Origin of the sequence: Mycobacterium sp., from assembly GCF_044223235.1 — a bacterium.
GTDB lineage: Bacteria > Actinomycetota > Actinomycetes > Mycobacteriales > Mycobacteriaceae > Mycobacterium.
In genome coordinates this window covers 32125-53340 of the sequence record NZ_JBGAME010000008.1, presented here as the reverse complement: position 1 = coordinate 53340, position 21216 = coordinate 32125, and the positions used below count along the sequence as shown (strand labels likewise).

Below are 21216 nucleotides of genomic sequence, written 5' to 3'. Positions count from 1 at the left end.
TCAGGTACCGGACCCGGATCTGGTCTTGGCGCGCGAGATGAGCCAGAACGCTCCGCCCGCGATGGCGACCGTCACCAGCACGCCGATGATCCCGGCGAGCCCGCCGGTGCCCGCCCTGCCCTCGATCGCGTAATCGGCCAGCGGCGAGCCGGCCAGGTGGTGATCGGTGGCGTGCTGGGCGATGCAGGACCCCGTCAGTTCCTCACCGGCCTGCGTCTCCACGACCTGACATCCCTGCAGGGTGGCCGAGTCGAGGCCGTCGGGGCTGGAACTGGCGAAGTACGAGACGACACCGGCGACGATCAGCGTCACGAGGGCGAAGCCGACGAAGAACAGCCGCGAACGCTTGACCCCGGTCATGCCGCGACCTTCGCCTCGGCACGGCGGGTGCGCAGCAGGTAGACCAGATCGGGTCGGGATCGTGCGACGGCCATCACCGTCAGCGCGGTGATCACTCCCTCACCGACGCCGATGAGGATGTGAGTGCCGAACATGTATGCGGCCACGGTGCCCAGCGAGGTCGTCGCCGCACCGCCGATTGCGTATTCGAGGACGAAACCCATGGCCGCACAGACGGTTCCGATGAGCGCCGACAGGAATGCGACGACGCCGAGCACCGGTATCCGGGTCACGGTGTCGCGCCGGCGCACCAGCGAGTACAGAACGACGGCGGTGGTGTAACCGGCCGCGACGCCGATGACGGCCATGTTGGTGATGTTGGTTCCGAGTGCGGTAACGCCGCCGTCGGCGAACAACAGCGACTGCACGACCAGCACGATCGCGATGCAGAGCGCGCCGGTGTAGGGGCCCACGAGGATCGCCGCGAGCGCACCGCCCAGCAGGTGCCCGCTCACGCCGGGCAGGATCGGGAAGTTGACCATCTGGACGGCGAAGATGAACGCGGCGACGAGCCCGGCCAGCGGCACCGTCCGCTCATCGAGTTCACCCCTGGCCTTCCAGGCGCAGATACCGAGGGCGGCGATCGCCACGGCGGCGAACAGCAGCGAGGTCGGGGCATTGACGATGCCGTCGCTCATGTGCATCGCGACAAACGAAACGCCCTCTTGGGGCACAACAGTCGAGGACACGGCACTCCTCCTATGGGCTTACGGGAGAGCCTAGTGGTCCACCTGTTCACCTGTCTAGGTGTACAGATGTCAGGAAATTGCCCCGTCAATCGGTTCCCGGTCACCTGCCCTGGGGGACGCGGCGGACCCGTCGAGTCGGGTAGTGCGGCTCACCGGTGGGTGTGCACGTGCTCTGCTCGAGCCCCGCCTGATGCACGTGACGCCGGCAGCGAACACGCTCGCGCGAGTGCGGGATGCCATTCGGTCTGCTGATCGGTCTGCTCGTCGGTCACTGCCGGCACTCCTGTCTCATCTCCATTCGATGGAGTGTTGAGACCGCCGCGGCCCTGGGCCTACCTACCCGGTTGGGCAGTAACCCGTCTTGCCTCTCGCAGGGCACCGTCGGCGCGGTGGTGACTCGGCACGCCGGGACCGGCGTGCTCGGCGTTGAACACCGCGTCCACGACCAGTTGGCGGACGTGATCGTTCTCCAGGCTGTAGTAGATCGCCGTCCCCGCCCTGCGGGTACGCACGAGGCGGGCCATCCGCAACTTCGCCAGGTGCTGAGATACCGACGGCGCGGGCTTGCTCACCTGCTCGGCGAGTTCGTTGACGGACAGTTCCCCCTCGGCCAGCAACCACAGAATCCGGACCCGGGTGGCGTCGGCCAGCATCCGGAACACTTCGACGATCAAGTTGACCTGGTCGTCGGGCAGCCGCCCCAATGGACGACTTTCTGCATTCATACGCAGATACTAACAACCCGGGCGGTGGCCGCGGGCGTCAGCCGTGCCGTGCGCCTATCCAGTGCAGCAGATCGTGCACGGTGTGATCCTCGAGCCGGTAGCTCACCTGCCTGCCGACGCGTGTCGAGGTCACCCAGCCCTGCTGGCGTAATACCCGGAGTGCCTGCGAGACAGTGTTTTCCGACCGATTGAGCGCGGCGGCCAGGTCGCCGACGCAGATGCCGGGGGCGCGGTGCAGGCCGAGCAGGATCTCCAGGCGGTTGGGATCGGAGAGTAGGTCGAAACGCAGCGTCCAGCCGGCGATGTCCACGTCCGACAACGCCGAGGACGCCAACGCCACGTGGACGTGCTCCTCATCGGAGTCCATGAAGAGAATCTAGTCCAGAAACCCGTGCAGAAGCGCGGCCGACCCGGCGACATGTGCGCGCATCGCCGCGCCGGCCGCGTCATCGTCGCCCGTCAGGATGGCGATCACGATCGCCTCATGCTGTTCGTTGGAGTGGGCGATGTTGCGCGGTAACAACGGAATGCGGTCGAGCAGTCCGTTGAGCCGCATCCGGTTCTCGGCGACCAGTGGCACCAGCGACGGCGCGCCCGCGGCCTCGGCGATCGCCAGGTGCAGCCGTGAATCCAGGCGGCGGTAGTCCTCGAGGCCGGCGGCGGTCACGTCGGTCAGCCGGGTCCACAGCACCTCGCGTTCGGCGGCGGTCAGCGTGCGGGAGGCGGCCATCCGCGCCGCCCCGACCTCGAGGATCTCGCGCAGCCGCAAGGCGTCGTCGATCTCCTCGCGGCTGACGTGCGCCTGCCCCTCGGTGGACATCGGCAGCCGCTCGGCCAGGAATGTCCCGCCGTATCGGCCCCGGCGCGACACCAGGTAACCGGCATCGGCCAGCGATTTGATCGCCTCGCGGACGGTGTCGCGGCTGACCCCGAGCCGGGCCGCGAGCTCGCGTTCCGGCGGCAGCGACTCCCCCGGCGAAAGCACGCCGAGGCGGATCGTCTGCAGCAGCCGTCCGACGGTGTCCTCGAAGGCGTTGCCGGGGCGCACCGGACGCAACAGGGCGTCCGCCGCCTCTGCGGCGACCGTGGGGGGCTCGGTGGCGTCCGGTTCGGCCGACATGATCAGCGGGGCGTCACAACGGGGTGACGTAGGCGGAGCAGATTCCGCCGTCGACGAGGAAGGTCGAGGCGGTGATGAACGAGGCGTCGTCGCTGGCCAGGAAGGCCACCGCGGCGGCCAGTTCCTCCGGCTCGGCGAACCGCCCGAGCGGCACATGCACCAGGCGGCGCGCGGCGCGCTCGGGATCCTTGGCGAACAGTTCTTGCAGCAGCGGGGTGTTCACCGGGCCGGGGCACAACGCGTTCACGCGAATCCCGCTGCGCGCGAACTGAACTCCCAGCTCCCGCGACATCGCCAGCACACCGCCCTTGGATGCGGTGTAGCTGATCTGGGAGGTCGCCGACCCGACCACCGCCACGAAGGATGCGGTGTTGATGATCGACCCGCGGCCTGCGGGCACCATATGCCGCAGCGCCGCGCGGCAGGACAGGTATACCGATTTCAGGTTGACGTCCTGCACTTTCTGCCACGCCGGCAGTTCGGTGTGCTCGATTAGGTCGTCATCCGGCGGTGAGATACCCGCGTTGTTGAACGCGATGTCGACGGATCCGTAAGTCCCCGCGGCGGTATCGAAGAGGTTGTCGACGGCGCCCTCATCCGACACGTCGACGGGCACGAACAGTCCGCCGACTTCGTCGGCGGCCGTCTCACCCGCGGTGGCGTCCAGGTCGCCGACGACGATCGTGGCTCCCTCGGCGTGCATGCGCCGGGCCGCGGCCAGGCCGATGCCGCTTCCGGCGCCGGTGATCACCGCGACCCTGCCTGCCAGCCGCTGCGTCAGGTCGATCCGGGCCACTACGCCTCTCCAATCGCTATGAACACGTTCTTGGTCTCGGTGAAGGACAGCGGCGCGTCGGGCCCGAGTTCACGGCCCAGCCCGGACTGCTTGAATCCCCCGAACGGGGTGTTGTAGCGCACCGAGGAATGCGAATTGACCGACAGATTGCCCGATTCCACCGCGCGCGACACCCGCAGCGCCCGCGAGAGGTTCTCCGTCCAGATCGATCCGGACAGCCCGTACGGGGTGTCGTTGGCCAGTGCGATCGCGTCGGCCTCGTCGTCGAACGGCAGCACGGTGACCACCGGGCCGAAGATCTCGTCGGTGACGGTGCGGTCGGTGCGGTTCGGCGTCAATACGGTGGGCGGGAACCAGTAACCGGGGCCCGACGGCGCGTGACCGCGGAAGGCGACCGGCGCGTCGTCGGGGACATAGGCGGACACCGAATTCCAGTGCGCACGCGACACCAGCGGGCCCATCTCAGTGTCGCGCGCCTGCGGATCCCCCACCGCCACCCCCTTGACGGCGGGCTCCAGCAGTTCCATGAAGCGGTCATAGACGCTGCGCTGCACCAGGATCCGGCTGCGAGCGCAGCAGTCCTGCCCGGCGTTGTCGAAAACGCCGTAGGGGGCGGTGGCGGCGGCGCGTTCGAGGTCGCAGTCGTCGAACACGATGTTGGCGCTCTTGCCGCCCAGCTCCAGCGTGACCCGTTTGACCTGTGCGGCCGCCCCGGCCATCACCTGCGTGCCGATCTCGGTGGACCCGGTGAACACGATCTTGCGCACATCGGGATGGGTGACGAAGCGCTCCCCCACCACCGAGCCCTTCCCCGGCAGCACCTGCAGCACGTCGGCGGGCAGCCCTGCCTCCACCGCGAGTTCGCCCAGCCGGATGGTGGTCAGCGGGGTCCACTCGGCGGGTTTGACGAGCACCGCGTTGCCCGCCGCGAGGGCGGGCGCGAAACCCCACGACGCGATCGTCATCGGGAAGTTCCACGGCGTGATGACGCCGACCACCCCGATGGGCTCGTTGAACGTGACATCCAGCCCGCCCGCGACGGGAATCTGCTTGCCGGACAGCCGTTCCGGGGCGGCGGCGTAGAACTGCAGCACGTTGCGCACGTGCCCGGCCTCGGCTTCGGCGCTGCTGATCGGGTGCCCGGAGTTGGCGACCTCCAGCGCTGCGAGCTCGCCGATGTGCGCATCGACGGCGGCGGCGAAGGACCGCAGCGCGGCGGCCCGGTGCGCGGGTGCCAGCCTGGCCCAGCCTTTTTGGGCCGCAACCGCCCGCCCGACCGCGTCGTCGACCCCGGCGGTGTCCACCCGTTCGACGGTTCGCAGCACCTCCTCGGTGGCCGGGTTGATCACCTCGGTTGTCGTCGCGGCGGTCATGTCGGCTCCTCGCGCAAGCGCTCGTCGGTCATGCCCCCAACCTCCCCGTCTCTTGTGTCGTTGCTCCCGCCCTCCGATAGTCGGCCGCGGCACCGACCACGCCCGCGAACAGTCGCAAGTCGTCCAGGCGCTCCTCCGGATGCCACTGCACACCGAGCAGGAAGGCACTGGGCGAGCCCCCGGGATCGGCCTCCACCGCCTCGATCACACCGTCGGTGTCCCTGGCGCTGACGATCAGGCCGTCGCCGAGCCGGTCGACGGCCTGGTGGTGATAGCACTGCGCATCCGACGATTCGCCGATCAGGCCCGCCAGCAGGGTGCCCGGCACGGTGCGCACCGCCGACGTGCCGAACACCGCGTTGCCCTGCTGATGGTGGGTGTGTCCGATGACGTCGGGCAGGTGCTGGTGCAGGGTGCCGCCCAGTGCCACGTTGAGGACCTGCGCGCCGCGGCAGATCCCGAGGATCGGCATGCCGCGCCGCAGCGCCGCGTCCAGCAGCGCGAACTCCCAGGCGTCGCGCACCCGGTCCGGCTCGTCGGAGGTGGGGTGCGCCGCGTGACCGTAGCGGGCCGGGTCGACGTCCTTGCCGCCGGTGATCACCAGCGCGTCCAGCCCGTCGAGCACCCGATCGGCGGTGCCTGCGTCCACCGGCTGCGGCGGCAGCAGCACCGCCACCCCGCCCGCCAGGTGCACACCCTCGAAGTACACGGCGGGAAGGAAGCTGGCGTGCACATCCCAGATGCCCGTCTGCGCCTGCTGCAGGTAGGTGGTCAGCCCGATCACCGGCCGAGCAGACGCAAATGCACCCGACACGCCGGCGATTTCGGGACTTTTGCGTCTGCTGGCGCCGGGACCGCTCGCGCCGGGACTGCTAGAGCCGCTCGAAGCCACGTACCCTCTCCCAATCCGTGACCGCTGCGTTGAAGGCGGTCAGCTCGATGTGGGCGTTGTTGAGGTAGTGCTCCACGACCTCGTCGCCGAACGCCTCGTGCGCCACCTTCGACTCGCCGAACAACGCGGCCGCCTCGGCGAGGGTGGTCGGCAGACGATCGGCGTCGCTGATATAGGCGTTGCCCGCCAACGGTTCCGGGAGTTCCAGCTGCAGATCGATGCCGTGCAGGCCGCCCGCGATGAGCGCCGCGACGGCCAGGTACTGATTGACGTCACCGCCGGGCGCCCGGCACTCCATCCGCATGCCGTGCCCGTGCCCGACCACCCGCAGCGCACAGGTGCGGTTGTCCATCCCCCACGCGATTGCGGTCGGCGCGAAGCTGCCGTCCACGAACCGCTTGTAGGAGTTGATGTTCGGCGCGTAGAACAGCGTCAGCTCGCGCAGGGTGGCGATCTGGCCCGCGATGAAGCTGCGGAACATCGGCGACATCCCGTCGGGCGCATCGGAATCGGCGAACACCGCGCTGCCGTCGTCGCCCCGCAGCGAGATGTGGATGTGACAGCTGTTTCCTTCGCGGGCATCGTATTTCGCCATGAAGGTCAGGCTCTTGCCGTGCTGGTCGGCGATCTCCTTGGCACCGTTCTTGTAGATGGTGTGGTTGTCGCAGGTGACCCGGGCGTGGTCGTAGCGGAACGCGATCTCCTGCTGGCCCAGGTTGCACTCGCCCTTGACGCCCTCGCAGTACATGCCCGCCCCGTCCATCCCGACCCGGATGTCGCGCAGCAGGGGTTCCATCCGCGTCGACGCCAGCATGGCGTAGTCGACGTTGTAGTCGGTGGCGGCGGTGAGGTTACGGTAGCCGCTCGCCCAGGCCTGGCGGTAGCTGTCGTCGAAGACCATGAACTCGAGTTCGGTGCCGACGTAGGGCACCAGGCCGCGCTCGGTCAGCCGGTCGATCTGCCGGTTGAGGATGCTGCGCGGCGCCTGCCGGACCGGGCTGTGGTCGGTCCAGCTCAGGTCGGCCATCACCAGCGCGGTGCCGGGCAGCCAGGGCAGCAACCGCAGGGTGGAGAAGTCCGGCGTCATCACCATGTCGCCGTAGCCGGTATTCCAGCTGGAGATCGAATACCCGTCGACGGTGTTCATGTCGACGTCGACGGCCAGCAGGTAGTTGCAGCATTCGGCGCCGTGGGCGGCGACGTCGTCGACGAACAGCCGCGCCGCGACACGTTTGCCGGTGAGCCTGCCCTGCATATCGCAGAACGCGACGATCACGGTGTCGATGTCACCGGCGGCGACCAGGCGCTCCAGCTCGGTCCGCTCCAGTAAGCCCGTCATGACGAGACCTCAACCATTGATGACCGCCTTCCCATCATCCGACCAGGTGAATCTACCAGTGTGCGGCGTCTAAAGGTAGGAGATCCGACCAATAAGCCGGTCCACACACGTCACACGGCTGGTCAACCCACGGCGTGCGACGCGCCGACCGGCACCGCATACGCGTCGCGCAGCGGATTGGCCTTCCGGTTGATGCGCACGTCGAACGCTTCGGAGACGTGCCATTCCCGGGACAGCATGACCGGGACGCCGTCGCGGTCGTAGTCGATCTCCTCGATGTAGAGCAGCGGCTTGCCCCGTCGGATCCCCAGCACCGATGCCGTGTGGCCGGTGCTGGCCACCGCCCGCAGCGTCGCCGTCGCGTGGTCGGCCGCATGCCCCGAGGAACTCAGCAGCGCGAACAGCGACGGGTCCAGTTGGTGCAGATCGAGATCCGGTCGCAGCAGATGCGCGGGGATCCGGTCGTGCGAGTAGATCACCGGCGCTCCGTCGGCGGTGCGCACCCGCTCGACGGCCAGGACGGTGTCACCCGGGTCGAGCTGCAGCGCGCCGGCGTCTTTGCCGCCCTGTTCGAATCCGGCCCGCAGGATTCGCATCCCGGCGCGGGCACCCGCGCTCTCGATCATCGCGAGATAACTGAGGGTCGAGTCGAGCCCGTGCGGCATCCGCCTGCGTTCGGCGACATAGCTGCCCGAACCGCGACGGCGGACGACATATCCGGCCTCGACGAGGGCCCGCACCGCATCGCGGACGGTGGCCCGCGACACTCCGAAGCGTTTGGCCAGCTCCCCCTCGGTCGGCAGCTTCGTCCCCGGTGCCAGCTGCGAACTGGTGATCTCCTCGAGCAGTTCGTCGCGCAGCCGGTCGGCGAGCGGCGTTCGCCCTGGCATGCTCCGACCCTACGTGCCGGTCGTCGCCGTCGCATCGGTCTTGGCCGTCACCGGCGCATCGATCTCGGCCGTCACCGGCGCATCGATCTCGGCCGCCACCGGCAGTGCTGCGGTCACCTCGAGGACGTGGCGGACCTGGTCGGCGACCGACGGCGCGCCGGGCAGCAGGCCGTCGAAGATGGCGCTGCCGATCGTGAAGCCCCAGGCGCCCGCCTGACCGACGGCGCTGATCCGCTCGACGTCGGCGATCGATCCCGCCACGATCACCGGCCCGCGGGAGCGTCGGACCACCGCGCGGATCAGCGCGTCGTGATCGGCGGTGGGGTGTCGCAGGGCCAGCAGGTCGACGCCGGCGACATGGTCGAGCGCCGTGAGCCGGTCGGCGTCGGCGGCGATCTCCTCGATCTCGCCCAGCAGAACGCTCGGATGGTCGACGACGCGGCCGGGGAAGGGGCAGTAGCGGACTCCCTCGGGCAGCACACCTGCTGCGTCGGCCGCGTGCGTGCCCCCGAGTACCCAGTCGACCCCGGCGGCGGCCGCTCCGCTCAGCGACGACATCTCCTCGTCCTTGCTGGTCGACACAACCTCCAGCATCACCTCGAAACCGGCGTCGTGGGCCAGCGACGTCAGCTCACGCTGGTGGGCGGCATCGGCCCCCACGTCTTTGAACCCGATGTAGCGAAGGCCGGTGCCCGCAAGCGCGGGCACGATCTGCGCCGCGTTGTCGACGGTTCGGTCGTCGTGGGTGAGCATGAAGATGAACTCGGCCATTACCCCTCCTTCTGTGCGTCGGTGACGATCGACCGCGCCGCCTCGTCGGACCACACCCCGAGCAGGTCGGCCAGGTCGACGATCGAGATCCGCTCCCGCAACAAATGACAGTTCCGCAACGCCCAGAACAGCAGCCCTTCGTCGTAGCTCGCGCCGAGGTCACCCGCCCGGGCGGGCAGCCCGCTGGCGCTGCTCACCTCGTCGAACGCTTCGGGCGACGGCACCGCCAGTTCCGCGAAGACCGCATCCCAGGCGCCGACCAGCGCCTCGATCGCCTGCCGGTGGGCCAGCAGGAACGCCCGCTTCGCCGCGTACGCCGTCAAGCACTCCTGCACCGTTCGGTCCCCGAACCGGGCCAATGCGCGGTGTACCGCGTCGCGGCACGCCTCCTCGTCCGGCACCCGGACCGTGGCCCCCGACCGGATCGCATGGTGGACGAGCCGCCACACCCGCACGGCCAGCCGGGTGGCGACGGTGACCTGCATCCCATGTGCGGCGGTCGGCAGGCGCTGCAGACCCAGTGCCATCTCCATCAGGTGGGAGACGGCGTGTTCGCTGCCCGACGCAGGCGCGGTGGATCCGACGATGCCCATCGACAGCCCACTGACCGCCAGCAGCCGGGCGAGATCGGCGACCCCCTCCGGGTCGGCGTCGCGGGCCGCGCGGGCGAGGGCGGGCAGTGCCGGCATCGCGGCGAGCACCGGCTCCACGACGGCGGGCCGGTACGACGGGCCGTGGCCGAGCCGCGCCGCGAGTTGCCATTCGGCGACCGCGTTGGGCACCGTCGAGAGATCGCCCACCCCGGCAAGGTTCAACCGCCATGGCGCGCCGATGAGGATGTCGGTATCGGCCACCAGCAGGTCCGGCCATCTCGACGCGACCGTGCGCTTGGCCCCGGAGATGACCAGGACGCTGCGGTCGGCGACGAATCCGTTGATGCTGCACGCGGTTTGGACGGCGACATGGCGGCTGCCGGTGCGCCGGGCGGTGACCTTGGCGATGTCGGTGAGCGTGCCGGAGCCGACGGAGATGAGCAGCCGGTGCGGGCCGACCCGCGCGACCGCGGCCTCGACGGTCGCCTCGTCGGCCCGGACCGTTCCCGTGCCCAGCTGGATGACGGGACAGGCCCCGAGATCCACCGCGAGTCGGTCGACCACGGGCCCGGCCGCCGTTCGGTACGGACCGCCGTCGCTGAGGATCACCGGCGCGCCGCCGGGAGCCGACGCGACGGAGTCACGGATCGCGCCCGCCAGCACGGACGCGCCGATGCGAATGTCCACGCCGGGCAGATCGGTGTCGCCGTCCGCGCGCAGCTCGGCGAGAAGGGCGGCCGGGTCGGGCATGGTGATCACGCCGGCCGAGCCGGCAAATCAGGACGGGCCGGCCGAGCCGGCAGATCAGGACCCGCCGGCAGCGCCTCCACGTGCGTGGGGGCGAGCGCGGACTCGACCGCGTCGAAGGCGGCGTGATAGCGCCGGTAGGCCGCGTCGTAGCGGCGGCTGACCGCGGGCTCGGGTTCGATCGCGTCCGGGGCGAGCCGCACGGCCACCGACGCTGCACCGAAGTCACCGAACACCCCGGCCCCCACCCCGGCGACCATCGCCGCGCCGACTGCCGTCGCCTCCTCGGTGAGCACGCGGCGCACCGGCCTGCCGAGCACGTTGGCCTTGATGGTGGCCCACAGGTCGTCGCGTGCGCCGCCACCGACGATCCGTATCTCGCCGCGGCCCAGGCCGAGCGCGTCGAGCCGCTCGACGATGTCGCGCAGCGCGTAGGCGCACCCCTCCAGCACTGCCCGCGCCACCTGGGCGGGGGTGTGGTTCATGGCCAGGCCGAGCAGACCGCCACGCATCCGGTCGTTCCAGCGCGGCGCCGTGGCCCCGGACAGCGCGGGCAGGAACAGCACCCCGTCGCTGCCCGGATCGGCGCGCTGGGCGAGCGGGAAGATCTCGGCTTGCCGCACCCCCAGCAGCCCGGCCAGCCACAGCGTGCTGCCGCCGCTGACGAATCCTGGGTTCTCGATCAGCCACGACCCGGGCACCGCGTGGCCGTGGGTTTCCACCAGGCACAGCGGATCCCGCACGGGCGTCGCCGAGACCGTCGTGACGGGTTCGGCGGTACCGGTGACGTCGACGACGACGCCGGCCTCGATCGCACCGGCCCCGACTGACGCCGCGTGTTCGTCGCCCGTCCCGACGACGACCATGCACCTGGCGGGCAAGCCGAGATCGTCGGCGACCTCGGGCCGCAGCGTGCCGACCACCTCGGTCGACGGACGGACGGGTGCCAGCATGGCGGGATCGAGGCCCGCGGCGTCGCACAGGGCGGGATCGAAGTCGCCGCGGGTGACGTCGAAGACCATCGTCGATGACGCGTTGGCCGCGTCCTGGGCGTGTGCACCGGTCAGGTGATGCAGCAGGTAGGACCCCACCGGCGCCAGTGTCGCCGCGCGCCGCCAGACCGGCGGTTCGTGGTCGCGGATCCACATCATCTTCGGCGCGCTGTGGGACGCGTCGGCGACCAGGCCGGTTCGTTCGGCGAGCAGGTCGGGGCCCACCGCGGCGACCAGCCGGTCGCATTCGTCGGTGGCCCGTTTGTCCAGCCAGATGATCGCCGGGCGCAGCGCGGCCCCGCCTGCGTCGCAGGCCACCACCCCGTCCACCTGGCTGCCGAGACCCATTCCCACCACCGCGGCGGTGTCGACGCCCGCGGTCGCTGCCCGGACGGCGTCACGAAGCGCACTGCGGTACGCCTGGGGGTCCTGCTCGGCCCAGCCGTCGTGCGCGTGGACCATGCTCAGGGCGGACGAGCCGGTTCCGACGACGTCGCCACCCTCGTCGACGAGGACGACCTTGATGCTCTGCGAGCCGACGTCGACTCCCAGGACCAGAGACACGACCCCTCCTCAGCCGGCGGTGCGGGACGGGCGGTCTGGCCGTCCCCCTTCGGTTCGCGTCATGGCTGGCGGTCGGATGCCTCGCCGATCTCGGTGACCGAGACCGAGCCGTAGCCCTCCTCCTGCAGGTGCGCCCCGTGCTGGCCCTGGGACAGCGCGAACTCTTCCTCCGGGGAGAGCACGAGCTTGTGCCTGCCCACGACCGCGAAGTAGGCCAGCCCGATCAGGAAGTAGACGAGTGTGCCGACGACGCCGGGCCGGTAGTCCTCGTTGAGGAACAGCGAGATCAGTGCGACCAGCGCGATCGCACCCGCGACGGCGGCGCCCCCGACGCCGAGCGGACTGCGGTAGGGCCGCTCGATGTGGGGCAGCTTGCGGCGCAGCATGATGAACGACAGGCACTGCATGAAGTACGAGATCACGGCACCGAACACCGCCATGTACAGCAGCGCGCCGACGATCTTGCCCGCCAGTGCGTTCTCGCTCTGGCCGAGGAAGTAGATGATCAGCGCGAGGATGTATCCGACGACCGCCCCGGCGATCAGCGCGACGTAGGGGGTGTTCCTGGTCGGGTGCGTGACCGAGAGGCTCTTGGGGAAATAGCCCGCCCGGGACAGCGAATACGTGTTGCGGCCGTAGGCGTAGATGATGGTGAAGAAGCTGGCGATCAGACCGATCAACCCGACCAGCGCGAGCAGAGATGCGGCCGTACCCTCGCCGAAGACCGCCTTGAAGCCGTCGAACAACGGGGTCGCCGACGTCCCGATCGTCGCCGCACCGCCGCCGACACCGGTGTTGAGGAACAGGGTCAGAACGGCGAACAGGACCAGCGTGTTCAGACCCCAGATCGTGGCGCGGGGGATGTCGCGTTTCGGATCGTGTGATTCCTCGGCGGCCAGCGGCAGCTCCTCGATCGCCAGGTAGAACCAGATCGCGAACGGAAGCGCGGGGAATATGCCCGCGATGCCCTTCGGGAGGAAGCTGCTGCCGCCCTCCTCCGGCGGGATGTTGGTGAGCAGGCTGCCGTCGAAGGACCGCGTGACGAGCACCGCGAGGAAGAAGAACGCGAGGATCCCCAGCGCCAGCACCGTGATCACCACGGTGAACCGCATCGTGATCTCGATGCCGAGGATGTTGATCCCGACGAAGATGATGTAGAAGATCGCCCACCACACGACTGGGCTGTTCCACCATCCGTCCATCCCGACCAGGTCGTACACGATGTCGTGGGATAGGAAGCCCATCGCCCCCACCACGACGGCCGGGGTGATGACGTACTCCATGTTCTCGGCCAAGCCGGTGATGAATCCGCCCCACGGCCCCATCGCGGATCGCGCGAAGGAGTATGCGCCGCCGGTGTGCGGCAGCGCGGGCGACATCTCGGCGATGCTGTAGCACAGGCCGTAATACATGATCGTGATGACGATGCCGGCGATGAGCAGGCCACCGAAACCGCCGGCATCCAGGCCGAGGTTCCAGCCGTAGAAATCACCCGAGATCACCGCCCCGACGCCCAGCGCCCACAGTGACCAGAACGCGGCGTGTCTGCGGAGTTGACGCCGTTCGAAGTAACCGTGCTCCGCGTCTCGGTAAGTGACCGATCCGACCGCTCGCTTGTTTTCCGGCATCGCGCCCTCCTCGACTCTCGGCGCAAAGTTGTCAGACAACTTGTGACGATAAACCTCGAAATTTGCATCGTCAAGATGCGGAGTCAATTGGTCAGAAAGATACTCCGAACTGGGATATCGCTGATTCTGTGGCCGCGGCATGTCAAAACTGGCAAATCCGACGTTTGCGGCGTCTGCGCGCAGAACGCAGTTCGGGCCGCAGACCCCGACCCGCCCGGGTTCCGCCCGAGTAGGGACACCGGGATAGCGCCCGGGTAGGGTCGAACCGATGTGTGGAGCCACCGGCGAGGTGCGACTCGACGGCCGAACACCCGATGTTGCTGCGGTGTCGGCCATGGTGGAGGCGCTGGCGCCCCGCGGTCCGGACGGGTCGGGTGTGTGGGCGCAGGGACGGGTCGCGCTGGGACACCGCAGGCTGAAGATCATCGACCTGTCCGAGGCGGGCGCTCAGCCGATGGTCGACTCCGACCTGGGGCTCGCGGTCTGCTGGAACGGCTGCATCTACAACTATCGGCAGCTGCGCCGTGAGCTCATCGGACACGGGTACCGGTTCTTCTCCACCAGTGACACCGAGGTATTGCTGAAGGCCTACCACCATTGGGGCGACCGGTTCGTCGAGCACCTGTTCGGGATGTTCGCCTTCGCGATCGTCGAGCGTGACACCGGGCGGGTGCTACTCGGCCGCGACCGCCTCGGCATCAAGCCGCTCTACCTCACCGAGGACGCCAACCGCATCCGGTTCGCGTCGTCGCTGCCCGCATTGCTGGCCGGCGGCGGCAGGGACGGTTCGATAGACACCCGCATCGACGCGGTCGCGCTGCACCACTACCTGACGTTCCACTCGGTGGTCCCGCCGCCGCTGACCATCCTGCGCGGCGTCAAGAAGGTGCCACCCGCCTCGCTGATCGCGCTGGAACCCAACGGGCGCACGACCTCCACGACGTACTGGTCCCCCGATTTCACCCGCCGCGCCGACCGCAGCGACTGGTCCGAGCGCGACTGGGAGGACGCGGTGCTCGAATCGCTGCGGGTGGCCGTCGACCGCAGGCTGGTGGCCGACGTGCCGGTCGGGTGCCTGCTGTCGGGCGGGGTCGACTCCAGCCTGATCGTCGGGCTGCTCGCCGAGGCAGGCCAGCACGGTCTGGCGACGTTCTCCATCGGTTTCGAATCGGTGGGCGGCGTCGAGGGAGACGAGTTCCGCTACTCCGACGTCATCGCCAGCCGCTTCGACACCGACCACCACCAGATCCGCATCGACACCGACCGGATGCTGCCCGCGCTGGAGGGCGCGATCGCCGCCATGAGCGAGCCGATGGTCAGCCACGACTGTGTGGCGTTCTATCTACTCAGCCAGGAGGTCGCCAAACACGTCAAGGTGGTGCAGTCCGGCCAGGGCGCCGACGAGGTCTTCGCCGGCTATCACTGGTATCCGCCGCTGGCCGACCCGGCCGCCGCGTCGCTGGCAGGCTCGGTCGCCGGCTACCGCGCGGCCTTCTTCGACCGCGGACCCGCGGCGGTCGCCGGCCTGGTGACGCAGGGTTTCTGGGCCGGATCGGACGTCGACGCCGACCCGAGCGGGGAGTTCGTCGCCGCCCATTTCGCCCGGCCCGGCGCGCAGACCGGGGTGGACCGCGCGCTGCGACTGGACACCACCGTCATGCTCGTCGACGACCCGGTCAAACGCGTCGACAACATGACGATGGTATGGGGGCTGGAGGGCCGCGTGCCGTTTCTCGACCACGAACTCGTCGAGCTGGCCGCCGGCTGCCCACCCGAGCTGAAGACCGCCCAGGGCGGCAAGGGTGTCCTCAAGCAGGCGGCGCGCCGCGTGATCCCGGCCGATGTCATCGACCGCCCGAAGGGATACTTCCCCGTCCCGGCACTGACCCACCTCGAAGGGCCCTACCTGGACCTCGTCCGCGACGCGCTCTACGCGCCGGAAGCCAAGGAGCGTGGCCTGTTCCGCCCCGAGGCCGTCGACCGTCTCCTCGCCGACCCGAACGGCAGGCTCACCCCGCTGCGCGGCAACGAGCTGTGGCAGCTCGCGCTGCTTGAGCTGTGGCTGCAACGGCACGGTATCGCGGGGGCAGCGGCGTGAGTCGACCCAAGCGAGAAGCCGAAGGCGGATCGCGCATGACCAAGCGAGAAGCCGAAGGCGGATCGCGCATGACCAGAGCCGCCCGCCCCGTCGATCCCGACCACTGCGAAGCCATCACGCTCGGCCTGCACGACGCGTCGCCGCCGCACCTGGTGGACGCCATGGCCGACAACGTCGTCCTCGAACTGGGTTGGGGCCGGCTGATTTTCGGCCAGACCTTCGCCCACCCCGAAGAGCTCGCCGACGTGCTGCGCCGTGAGGAGGCGGGCAGGCGCGACATCTGCATCTACGCGCGCGAATCGCACGTGCTGGTGGCACGCGCCCCCGCCGAGCTGTTCATCGATCCGAGCCACACCTACCGGCTGCGGTTCGCCCAGAACGGCACCGCCGACACCGACGACCACACCGAGCGGGTGCCGTCCCCGACCGGTTTCACCGTGCGCGGCCTGGCCGAGCCGTCCGACGCCGACGCGATGAACCGCGTCTATGTGCGCTGCGGCATGGTGCCCGCACCCGTCGACGTGATCTGGGACAACCACCGTCACGCCGCGTCCGTCGGCTATCTGGTCGCGGTCCGCGACGACGACGAGAAGGTGGTGGGCACCGTCACGGGCGTCGACCATGACCGGCTGTTCTCCGATCCGGAGAGCGGGTCGAGCCTGTGGACGCTGGCGGTGGATCCGTCCGCCGGGCTGCCGGGCATCGGCGAGGCCCTCACCCGCGCCCTCGCCGACATGTTCCGCCGACGCGGCCGGGCCTACATGGATCTGTCGGTCGCCCACGACAACACCGCGGCGATCGCGCTGTACGAGAAGCTGGGGTTCCGGCGGGTGCCGGTGCTGGCCGTCAAACGCAAGAACGCCATCAACGAGCCGCTGTTCACCCATCCGCCGGAGACCGTCGACGATCTGAACCCCTACGCGCGCATCATCGCCGACGAGGCGACCCGGCGCGGCATCCGGGTGGAGGTCCTCGACGCCGAGACCGGCGAGATGCGGCTGTCCCACGGCGGCCGCAGCGTGGTCACCCGCGAATCGTTGTCGGAGTACACCTCGGCGGTGGCGATGAGCCGCTGCGACGACAAACGGCTGACCCGCCGCATCGTGTCCGAAGCGGGCATCGCGGTGCCCATGGGCCGGCTGGCGACGTTCGACGACGAGGACCACGCGTTCCTGGCCGAAGTGGGCGACGTCGTCGTGAAACCGACGCGGGGCGAACAGGGCAGGGGCATCACCGTCGGGGTCGACGGGCCCGCCGCACTCGACGCCGCGCTGGCCCGGGCCCGTGAACAGCATCCCGAGGTGCTTATCGAGCAGCTCTACCAGGGCGACGACCTGCGGCTGGTGGTGATCGACGGCGCGGTGGTCGCCGCCGCGCTGCGGGTGCCCGCGGAGGTCATCGGCACGGGTAAGCACACCGTGCGCGAGCTGATCGAGGCCCAGAGCAGGCGCCGCGCCGCGGCCACCGGCGGTGAATCCCGCATCCCGATGGACGAGGTCACCGAGGCTACCGTCCAGGAGGCGGGCTGGTCGTTCGACGGCGTGCCGCCGGCAGGCGAGCATTTGCGGGTGCGGCGTACGGCGAATCTTCATCAGGGCGGCACCATCCACGACGTCACCGCCGACGTGAACCCCGAGCTGTGCCGGGTCGCCGTCGCCGCCGCCGAGGCCATCGGCATCCCCGTCACCGGTATCGACCTGCTGGTGCCCGACGTGTCCGGCAGCGACTACGTGTTCATCGAGGCCAACGAGCGGCCGGGGCTGGCCAACCACGAACCCCAGCCCACCGCGGCGGCGTTCGTCGGCTTCCTGTTTCCGGGTCAGCCCGGACTGCCTCAGCCCTGGAGCCCGGCACCGTAGATCGGCGGCCTACCAGCTACTGGTCCGCAACACGATCTCGGCAGCCAGCTGAGCCGTCGCCTCCTGGGCGTTGCGCCTGCCGAGCATGTCGACGAGGCGGAAATCGCCGTACACGTAGCGCTGGCTGGCGTTGGCCACCGCCCGCGACGCCGCCGTGCTGACCAGCGCGGTGGTGTTCATCTCCACCGGCGGGCAGTTGTCGTCGCGGGTCACGCCGGTGAGGTCGGCCACCCGCGGGTGGCCCCGGTCGATCACCACCAGCCCGATGAACCGGTCCAGCCGGGTGGCCGCCAGTTCCCACGCCAGCTCGGCCCCGGCGCGGTCGCCGACCAGCAACGCCCACCGCACATTGAGTGCGTCGAGGATGCCGACCACCGCCTTCGCAGTCAGCCGGGGATCGGTGGCGATGACGACGGTGCGCAGCGAGGCGGTGTGCAACCGCTGGCAGACGGCGTCGTAGGCGGACGGCGCGTGCTGGGCGGCGCCCAGCAGCACCACGGCGACGTCGACGGGCACCGGATACCCGTCGACGGTCACCATGGTGGAGAGCACTCGGCCACGCTACAGCTTCTGCACGCCTCGTTGGGCCGGATTTCCCGTGGATTACCCGGGTCGATAACTCGCCCGTCATCCGGTGTGCATGCGTTGCGCCTGCTTATCCGCGATATCCAGAAACGTTTGGGGCAGCGTGCCTTTGACGGGAATCGTCGGATTCGGGGTAGGCAGGGCCAGTCCGAACACCGCCAAATCGCCGACGTTCTCGAAGGAGAAGTACACGCTGTGGTCGACGCCGCGCAGCGTCATCGTCTGCCGGTAGGCCAGCGCGTCGGGGCGGTCGGTCGCGATTCTGGTGGTGGTGATCGGGATGCCGGGTTCGGCCGGGTCGAAGAACGTGTGATACCAGGCGCACCGATCGGCCGCAGCGGAGAGTCGTTTCATGTCCAGGTTCGACGTGAGCACCGTCATGACGATCCTCGCTCCGTCGTAGGCGACGACGTACTTGACCGCCGCGCCCGGTCCGCGCGCGGCGTCGTCCCCGATGACCTTGGTCAGGGCGTCGGTGCAACCGGCAGGCGCCGACATCATCGGCGGCGGAGCGCCCCCGCCAGGGCCGCTGCCCACGTCGTCGACGATGCGGTCGAACTGCACACCGGAGGGAAAGTCTCGCGCAGTCAGCAGCACGCTGGAGAGCCTGGCCCCCGGCCAGTTGGCCGTCCCGTCGACGGTGTGCGTACACGCGGCGAGCAACGTCACCAGAACGGCCAGTACCGCCCGGGCGGGCCCGTGCCTCATGGATCCAGGCTACTCATGCAGGCGGGTCGCGACAGTAGGCCGCGCGGGCGGCGGGCCGTCGAGCAGGCCAAGCAACGCGTCCATGTCGACATGGGTGGCCAGCAAATCCGCCATCACGTCGAGTTGGGCATCGCGGCGGGCGGTGACGTCGACGTCGGTCGCCACCACGAACCCGTCGCGTCCCGCGGCGTCGGCCGCCTCTGTCAACCAGTCGCGGCGCACTTCGTCGTTGTCGAGCAGACCGTGCCAGTGGGTGCCGAACACGCCACCGCGGCGGATCCCCACCCCCAGCCAAGTGTCCTCGCCGCACCGGCCGACCTGTCCGTGGTGGATCTCGTAGCCGCGCAGCGGGGTGTCCCAGTGCCGCAGCGTCTTGTCGCGGGCGAACACGATGTCGGCGTCGAGCAGGCCGAGGCCCTCGACGGTGCCCGCCGAAGATTCCACGGTGTCCTCGATGCGGCGGCACAGCATCTGGAAGCCGCCGCAGATGCCCAGCACGGGCCGCCCCGCACGGGCATGCGCGACGATGCCGTCGGCCAGGCCCCGCTCGCGCAGCCAGCCGAAGTCGTCGACGGTGGCCTTGCTGCCCGGCAACACGACCACGTCTGCGTCGGCCAGGCCGGCGGTATCGGTTACCCATCGCACCAACACACCCGGTTCGCAGGCGAGCGCCTCGACGTCCGTCGAGTTGGAGATCCGGGGCAGCCGGATCGCGGCCACCGTCAGCCAGTCCCGCCCGCGCGGCGGCTGAGGTGCGCCCACCACTCGCCCGGACAGCACCGACACCGAATCCTCGGCGTCCAGCCACAGCCCGTCGCAATGCGGGATGACGCCGTAGGTCGGGCGTCCGGTGAGGGCTTTGAGCTGATCGAGCCCAGGCGCCAGCAGCGCTGGATCACCACGGAACTTGTTGACGACGAAACCGGCGATCAGCGCCTGATCCCGCGGCTCCAGGATCGCGACCGTGCCGAACAGGTGGGCCAGCAGGCCGCCGCGGTCGATGTCGCCGACGAGCACGACGGGCAGACCCGCCGCGCGCGCCAACCCCATGTTCGCCAGATCCGTTGCCCGCAAATTGATTTCGGCGGGCGACCCTGCACCCTCGCAGATGACGGCGTCGAATTCGGCTCGCAGCGATGCCAATTCGTCTGCCACCACCGAGGCGAGGCGGTCCCGGTGGGTGATGTAGTCCGCGGCGGCCACCGACCCGGCGACCGTGCCGCGGACCACCAGCTGCGAGGTGCGATCGCCGCCCGGCTTGAGCAGGATCGGGTTGAACCGGACGCTGGGGCCCAAACCGGCGGCGCGGGCTTGCACCGCCTGCGCGCGGCCGATCTCTCCGCCCTCGACGGTGACCGCCGAGTTGTTGGACATGTTCTGCGCCTTGAACGGTGCGACGCGAACGCCCTTGCGCGCCAGCAGCCGGCACAGGCCCGCGACGACCATCGATTTACCCGCGTCGGATGTGGTGCCCGCGACGAGCAGCGCCCCGCTCTCGCTATGCGCCGCGCTCACCTTGTTCCCGCACACCCTTTCTGCGCGAGCAGACGCATTCAGGCGACCGTCAGGATGTCCGCGCCGTCGGCGGTGACCACCAGGGTGTGCTCGAACTGCGCGGTCCACTTGCGGTCTTTGGTGGCCACGGTCCAGTCGTCGTCCCAGATCTCGTAGTCCAGCGAACCGAGGTTGATCATCGGTTCGATGGTGAACGTCATGCCCGGTTCGAGCACCGTATCGACGGCAGGCTGGTCGTAATGCAGCACCACCAGCCCGTTATGGAACGTGGTGCCGATGCCGTGGCCGGTGAAATCGCGAACCACGTTGTAGCCGAACCGGTTTGCGTACGACTCGATCACCCTGCCGATGACCGACAGGGACCGTCCGGGTTTGACGGCCTTGATGGCCCGCATGGTCGCCTCCCTGGTGCGCTCGACGAGCAGGCGGTGCTCCTCCGAGACATCGCCGGCCAGGAAGGTGGCGTTGGTGTCGCCGTGCACGCCGCCGATGTAGGCGGTCACGTCGATGTTGACGATGTCGCCGTCCTCGATGACCGTCGAATCGGGGATGCCGTGGCAGATGATCTCGTTGAGCGACGTGCAGCAGGACTTCGGAAAACCCTTGTAGCCCAAGGTCGACGGGTAGGCCCCGTGGTCGATCATGTACTCGTGGGCGATGCGGTCCAGCGTGTCGGTCGTCACACCCGGGGCGACGGACTTACCCGCCTCCTCCAGCGCTGCGGCGGCGATGCGGCCTGCGACGCGCATCTTCTCGATCACCTCGGGTGTCTGCACCCAGGGCTCGGAGCCCTCCTGCACGGTCGATTGCCAGGCGTACTCCGGGCGCGGGATCGACTTGGGCACCGGCAGCGTCGGTGACACCACGCCGGCGCGCAACGCAGAGCGAACGGTCATCGTGCCAGCGTAACCGGTGCCAGCTCCGGCAGCGGCC

The 21216-nt window shown here is 69.5% G+C and carries 20 protein-coding genes; 2 read left to right on the top strand and 18 right to left on the bottom strand.

The features are described from left to right. From ADBZ6K_RS13340 to eat, 14 genes are all read right to left on the bottom strand, one after another. A complete protein-coding gene (locus ADBZ6K_RS13340) occupies positions 1–360 on the bottom strand; it encodes a PDGLE domain-containing protein (RefSeq protein WP_526347354.1) in 360 nt (119 codons plus the stop codon). Beyond that, positions 357–1043 carry an energy-coupling factor ABC transporter permease gene (locus ADBZ6K_RS13335; protein ID WP_526347560.1) on the bottom strand — a complete coding sequence of 229 codons (687 nt, stop codon included), beginning with the start codon at positions 1041–1043 and terminating at the stop codon, positions 357–359. Before ADBZ6K_RS13335 ends, ADBZ6K_RS13340 begins: the two co-directional genes overlap by 4 nt. A gap of 377 nt (positions 1044–1420) precedes the next feature. Then, positions 1421–1813 carry an ArsR/SmtB family transcription factor gene (locus ADBZ6K_RS13330; protein WP_526347352.1) on the bottom strand — a complete coding sequence of 131 codons (393 nt, stop codon included), beginning with the start codon at positions 1811–1813 and terminating at the stop codon, positions 1421–1423. Positions 1814–1850: 37 nt separating this feature from the next. Then, positions 1851–2180, bottom strand: a complete 330-nt coding sequence (locus tag ADBZ6K_RS13325) for an ArsR/SmtB family transcription factor (RefSeq protein ID WP_526347350.1) — start codon at positions 2178–2180, stop codon at positions 1851–1853. Between the two features lie 9 nt (positions 2181–2189). After that, positions 2190–2933 carry a FadR/GntR family transcriptional regulator gene (locus tag ADBZ6K_RS13320; RefSeq protein WP_526347348.1) on the bottom strand — a complete coding sequence of 248 codons (744 nt, stop codon included), beginning with the start codon at positions 2931–2933 and terminating at the stop codon, positions 2190–2192. Between the two features lie 13 nt (positions 2934–2946). Continuing rightward, complete coding sequence (locus ADBZ6K_RS13315) at positions 2947–3720, bottom strand: 3-oxoacyl-ACP reductase (protein ID WP_526347558.1); 774 nt, start codon at positions 3718–3720, stop codon at positions 2947–2949. 8 nt (positions 3721–3728) lie between these two features. Continuing rightward, positions 3729–5102, bottom strand: coding sequence for an aldehyde dehydrogenase family protein (locus ADBZ6K_RS13310; RefSeq protein WP_526347346.1), 1374 nt, complete (start codon positions 5100–5102; stop codon positions 3729–3731). A gap of 28 nt (positions 5103–5130) precedes the next feature. Further along, the gene (locus ADBZ6K_RS13305) at positions 5131–5886 is read right to left on the bottom strand and encodes a gamma-glutamyl-gamma-aminobutyrate hydrolase family protein (protein ID WP_526347344.1); all 756 of its coding nucleotides are present in this window, start codon (positions 5884–5886) and stop codon (positions 5131–5133) included. An 88-nt stretch (positions 5887–5974) separates the two neighbouring features. After that, positions 5975–7333 (bottom strand): glutamine synthetase family protein, encoded by a 1359-nt coding sequence (locus tag ADBZ6K_RS13300; RefSeq protein ID WP_526347342.1) that lies wholly within the window; start codon positions 7331–7333, stop codon positions 5975–5977. A gap of 122 nt (positions 7334–7455) precedes the next feature. Further along, entirely contained in the window at positions 7456–8223 is a 768-nt protein-coding gene (locus ADBZ6K_RS13295; RefSeq protein WP_526347340.1) for a GntR family transcriptional regulator, read from the bottom strand. Positions 8224–8232: 9 nt separating this feature from the next. After that, complete coding sequence (locus ADBZ6K_RS13290; protein ID WP_526347338.1) at positions 8233–8994, bottom strand: 1-(5-phosphoribosyl)-5-((5-phosphoribosylamino)methylideneamino)imidazole-4-carboxamide isomerase; 762 nt, start codon at positions 8992–8994, stop codon at positions 8233–8235. Then, entirely contained in the window at positions 8994–10337 is a 1344-nt protein-coding gene (locus ADBZ6K_RS13285; protein ID WP_526347336.1) for an iron-containing alcohol dehydrogenase, read from the bottom strand. The genes ADBZ6K_RS13290 and ADBZ6K_RS13285 overlap by 1 nt, the downstream gene beginning before the upstream one ends. Before the next feature lie 5 nt (positions 10338–10342). Then, complete coding sequence (locus ADBZ6K_RS13280; protein WP_526347334.1) at positions 10343–11890, bottom strand: xylulokinase; 1548 nt, start codon at positions 11888–11890, stop codon at positions 10343–10345. 59 nt (positions 11891–11949) lie between these two features. Next, the gene (gene eat, locus ADBZ6K_RS13275) at positions 11950–13518 is read right to left on the bottom strand and encodes an ethanolamine permease (RefSeq protein WP_526347332.1); all 1569 of its coding nucleotides are present in this window, start codon (positions 13516–13518) and stop codon (positions 11950–11952) included. Positions 13519–13786: 268 nt separating this feature from the next. On the opposite strand from eat, the gene ADBZ6K_RS13270 reads away from it, so the two are divergent. After that, positions 13787–15616, top strand: a complete 1830-nt coding sequence (locus ADBZ6K_RS13270; RefSeq protein WP_526347330.1) for an N-acetylglutaminylglutamine amidotransferase — start codon at positions 13787–13789, stop codon at positions 15614–15616. A gap of 68 nt (positions 15617–15684) precedes the next feature. Next, positions 15685–17475 carry an N-acetylglutaminylglutamine synthetase gene (ngg, locus tag ADBZ6K_RS13265; RefSeq protein WP_526347556.1) on the top strand — a complete coding sequence of 597 codons (1791 nt, stop codon included), beginning with the start codon at positions 15685–15687 and terminating at the stop codon, positions 17473–17475. Positions 17476–17484: 9 nt separating this feature from the next. Here ngg and ADBZ6K_RS13260 read toward each other — a convergent pair whose 3' ends face one another. The 4 genes from ADBZ6K_RS13260 to map all read right to left on the bottom strand — a co-directional run bounded on the left by ADBZ6K_RS13260 (position 17485) and on the right by map (position 21179). Continuing rightward, positions 17485–18027, bottom strand: coding sequence for an alpha/beta hydrolase (locus ADBZ6K_RS13260; RefSeq protein ID WP_526347328.1), 543 nt, complete (start codon positions 18025–18027; stop codon positions 17485–17487). Positions 18028–18102: 75 nt separating this feature from the next. Next, complete coding sequence (locus ADBZ6K_RS13255; RefSeq protein ID WP_526347326.1) at positions 18103–18768, bottom strand: hypothetical protein; 666 nt, start codon at positions 18766–18768, stop codon at positions 18103–18105. A 9-nt stretch (positions 18769–18777) separates the two neighbouring features. Continuing rightward, the gene (locus tag ADBZ6K_RS13250) at positions 18778–20283 is read right to left on the bottom strand and encodes a cobyric acid synthase (protein ID WP_526347324.1); all 1506 of its coding nucleotides are present in this window, start codon (positions 20281–20283) and stop codon (positions 18778–18780) included. Positions 20284–20321: 38 nt separating this feature from the next. Next, the gene (gene map / locus ADBZ6K_RS13245) at positions 20322–21179 is read right to left on the bottom strand and encodes a type I methionyl aminopeptidase (RefSeq protein ID WP_526347322.1); all 858 of its coding nucleotides are present in this window, start codon (positions 21177–21179) and stop codon (positions 20322–20324) included. Between the last annotated feature and the right edge of the window lie 37 nt (positions 21180–21216).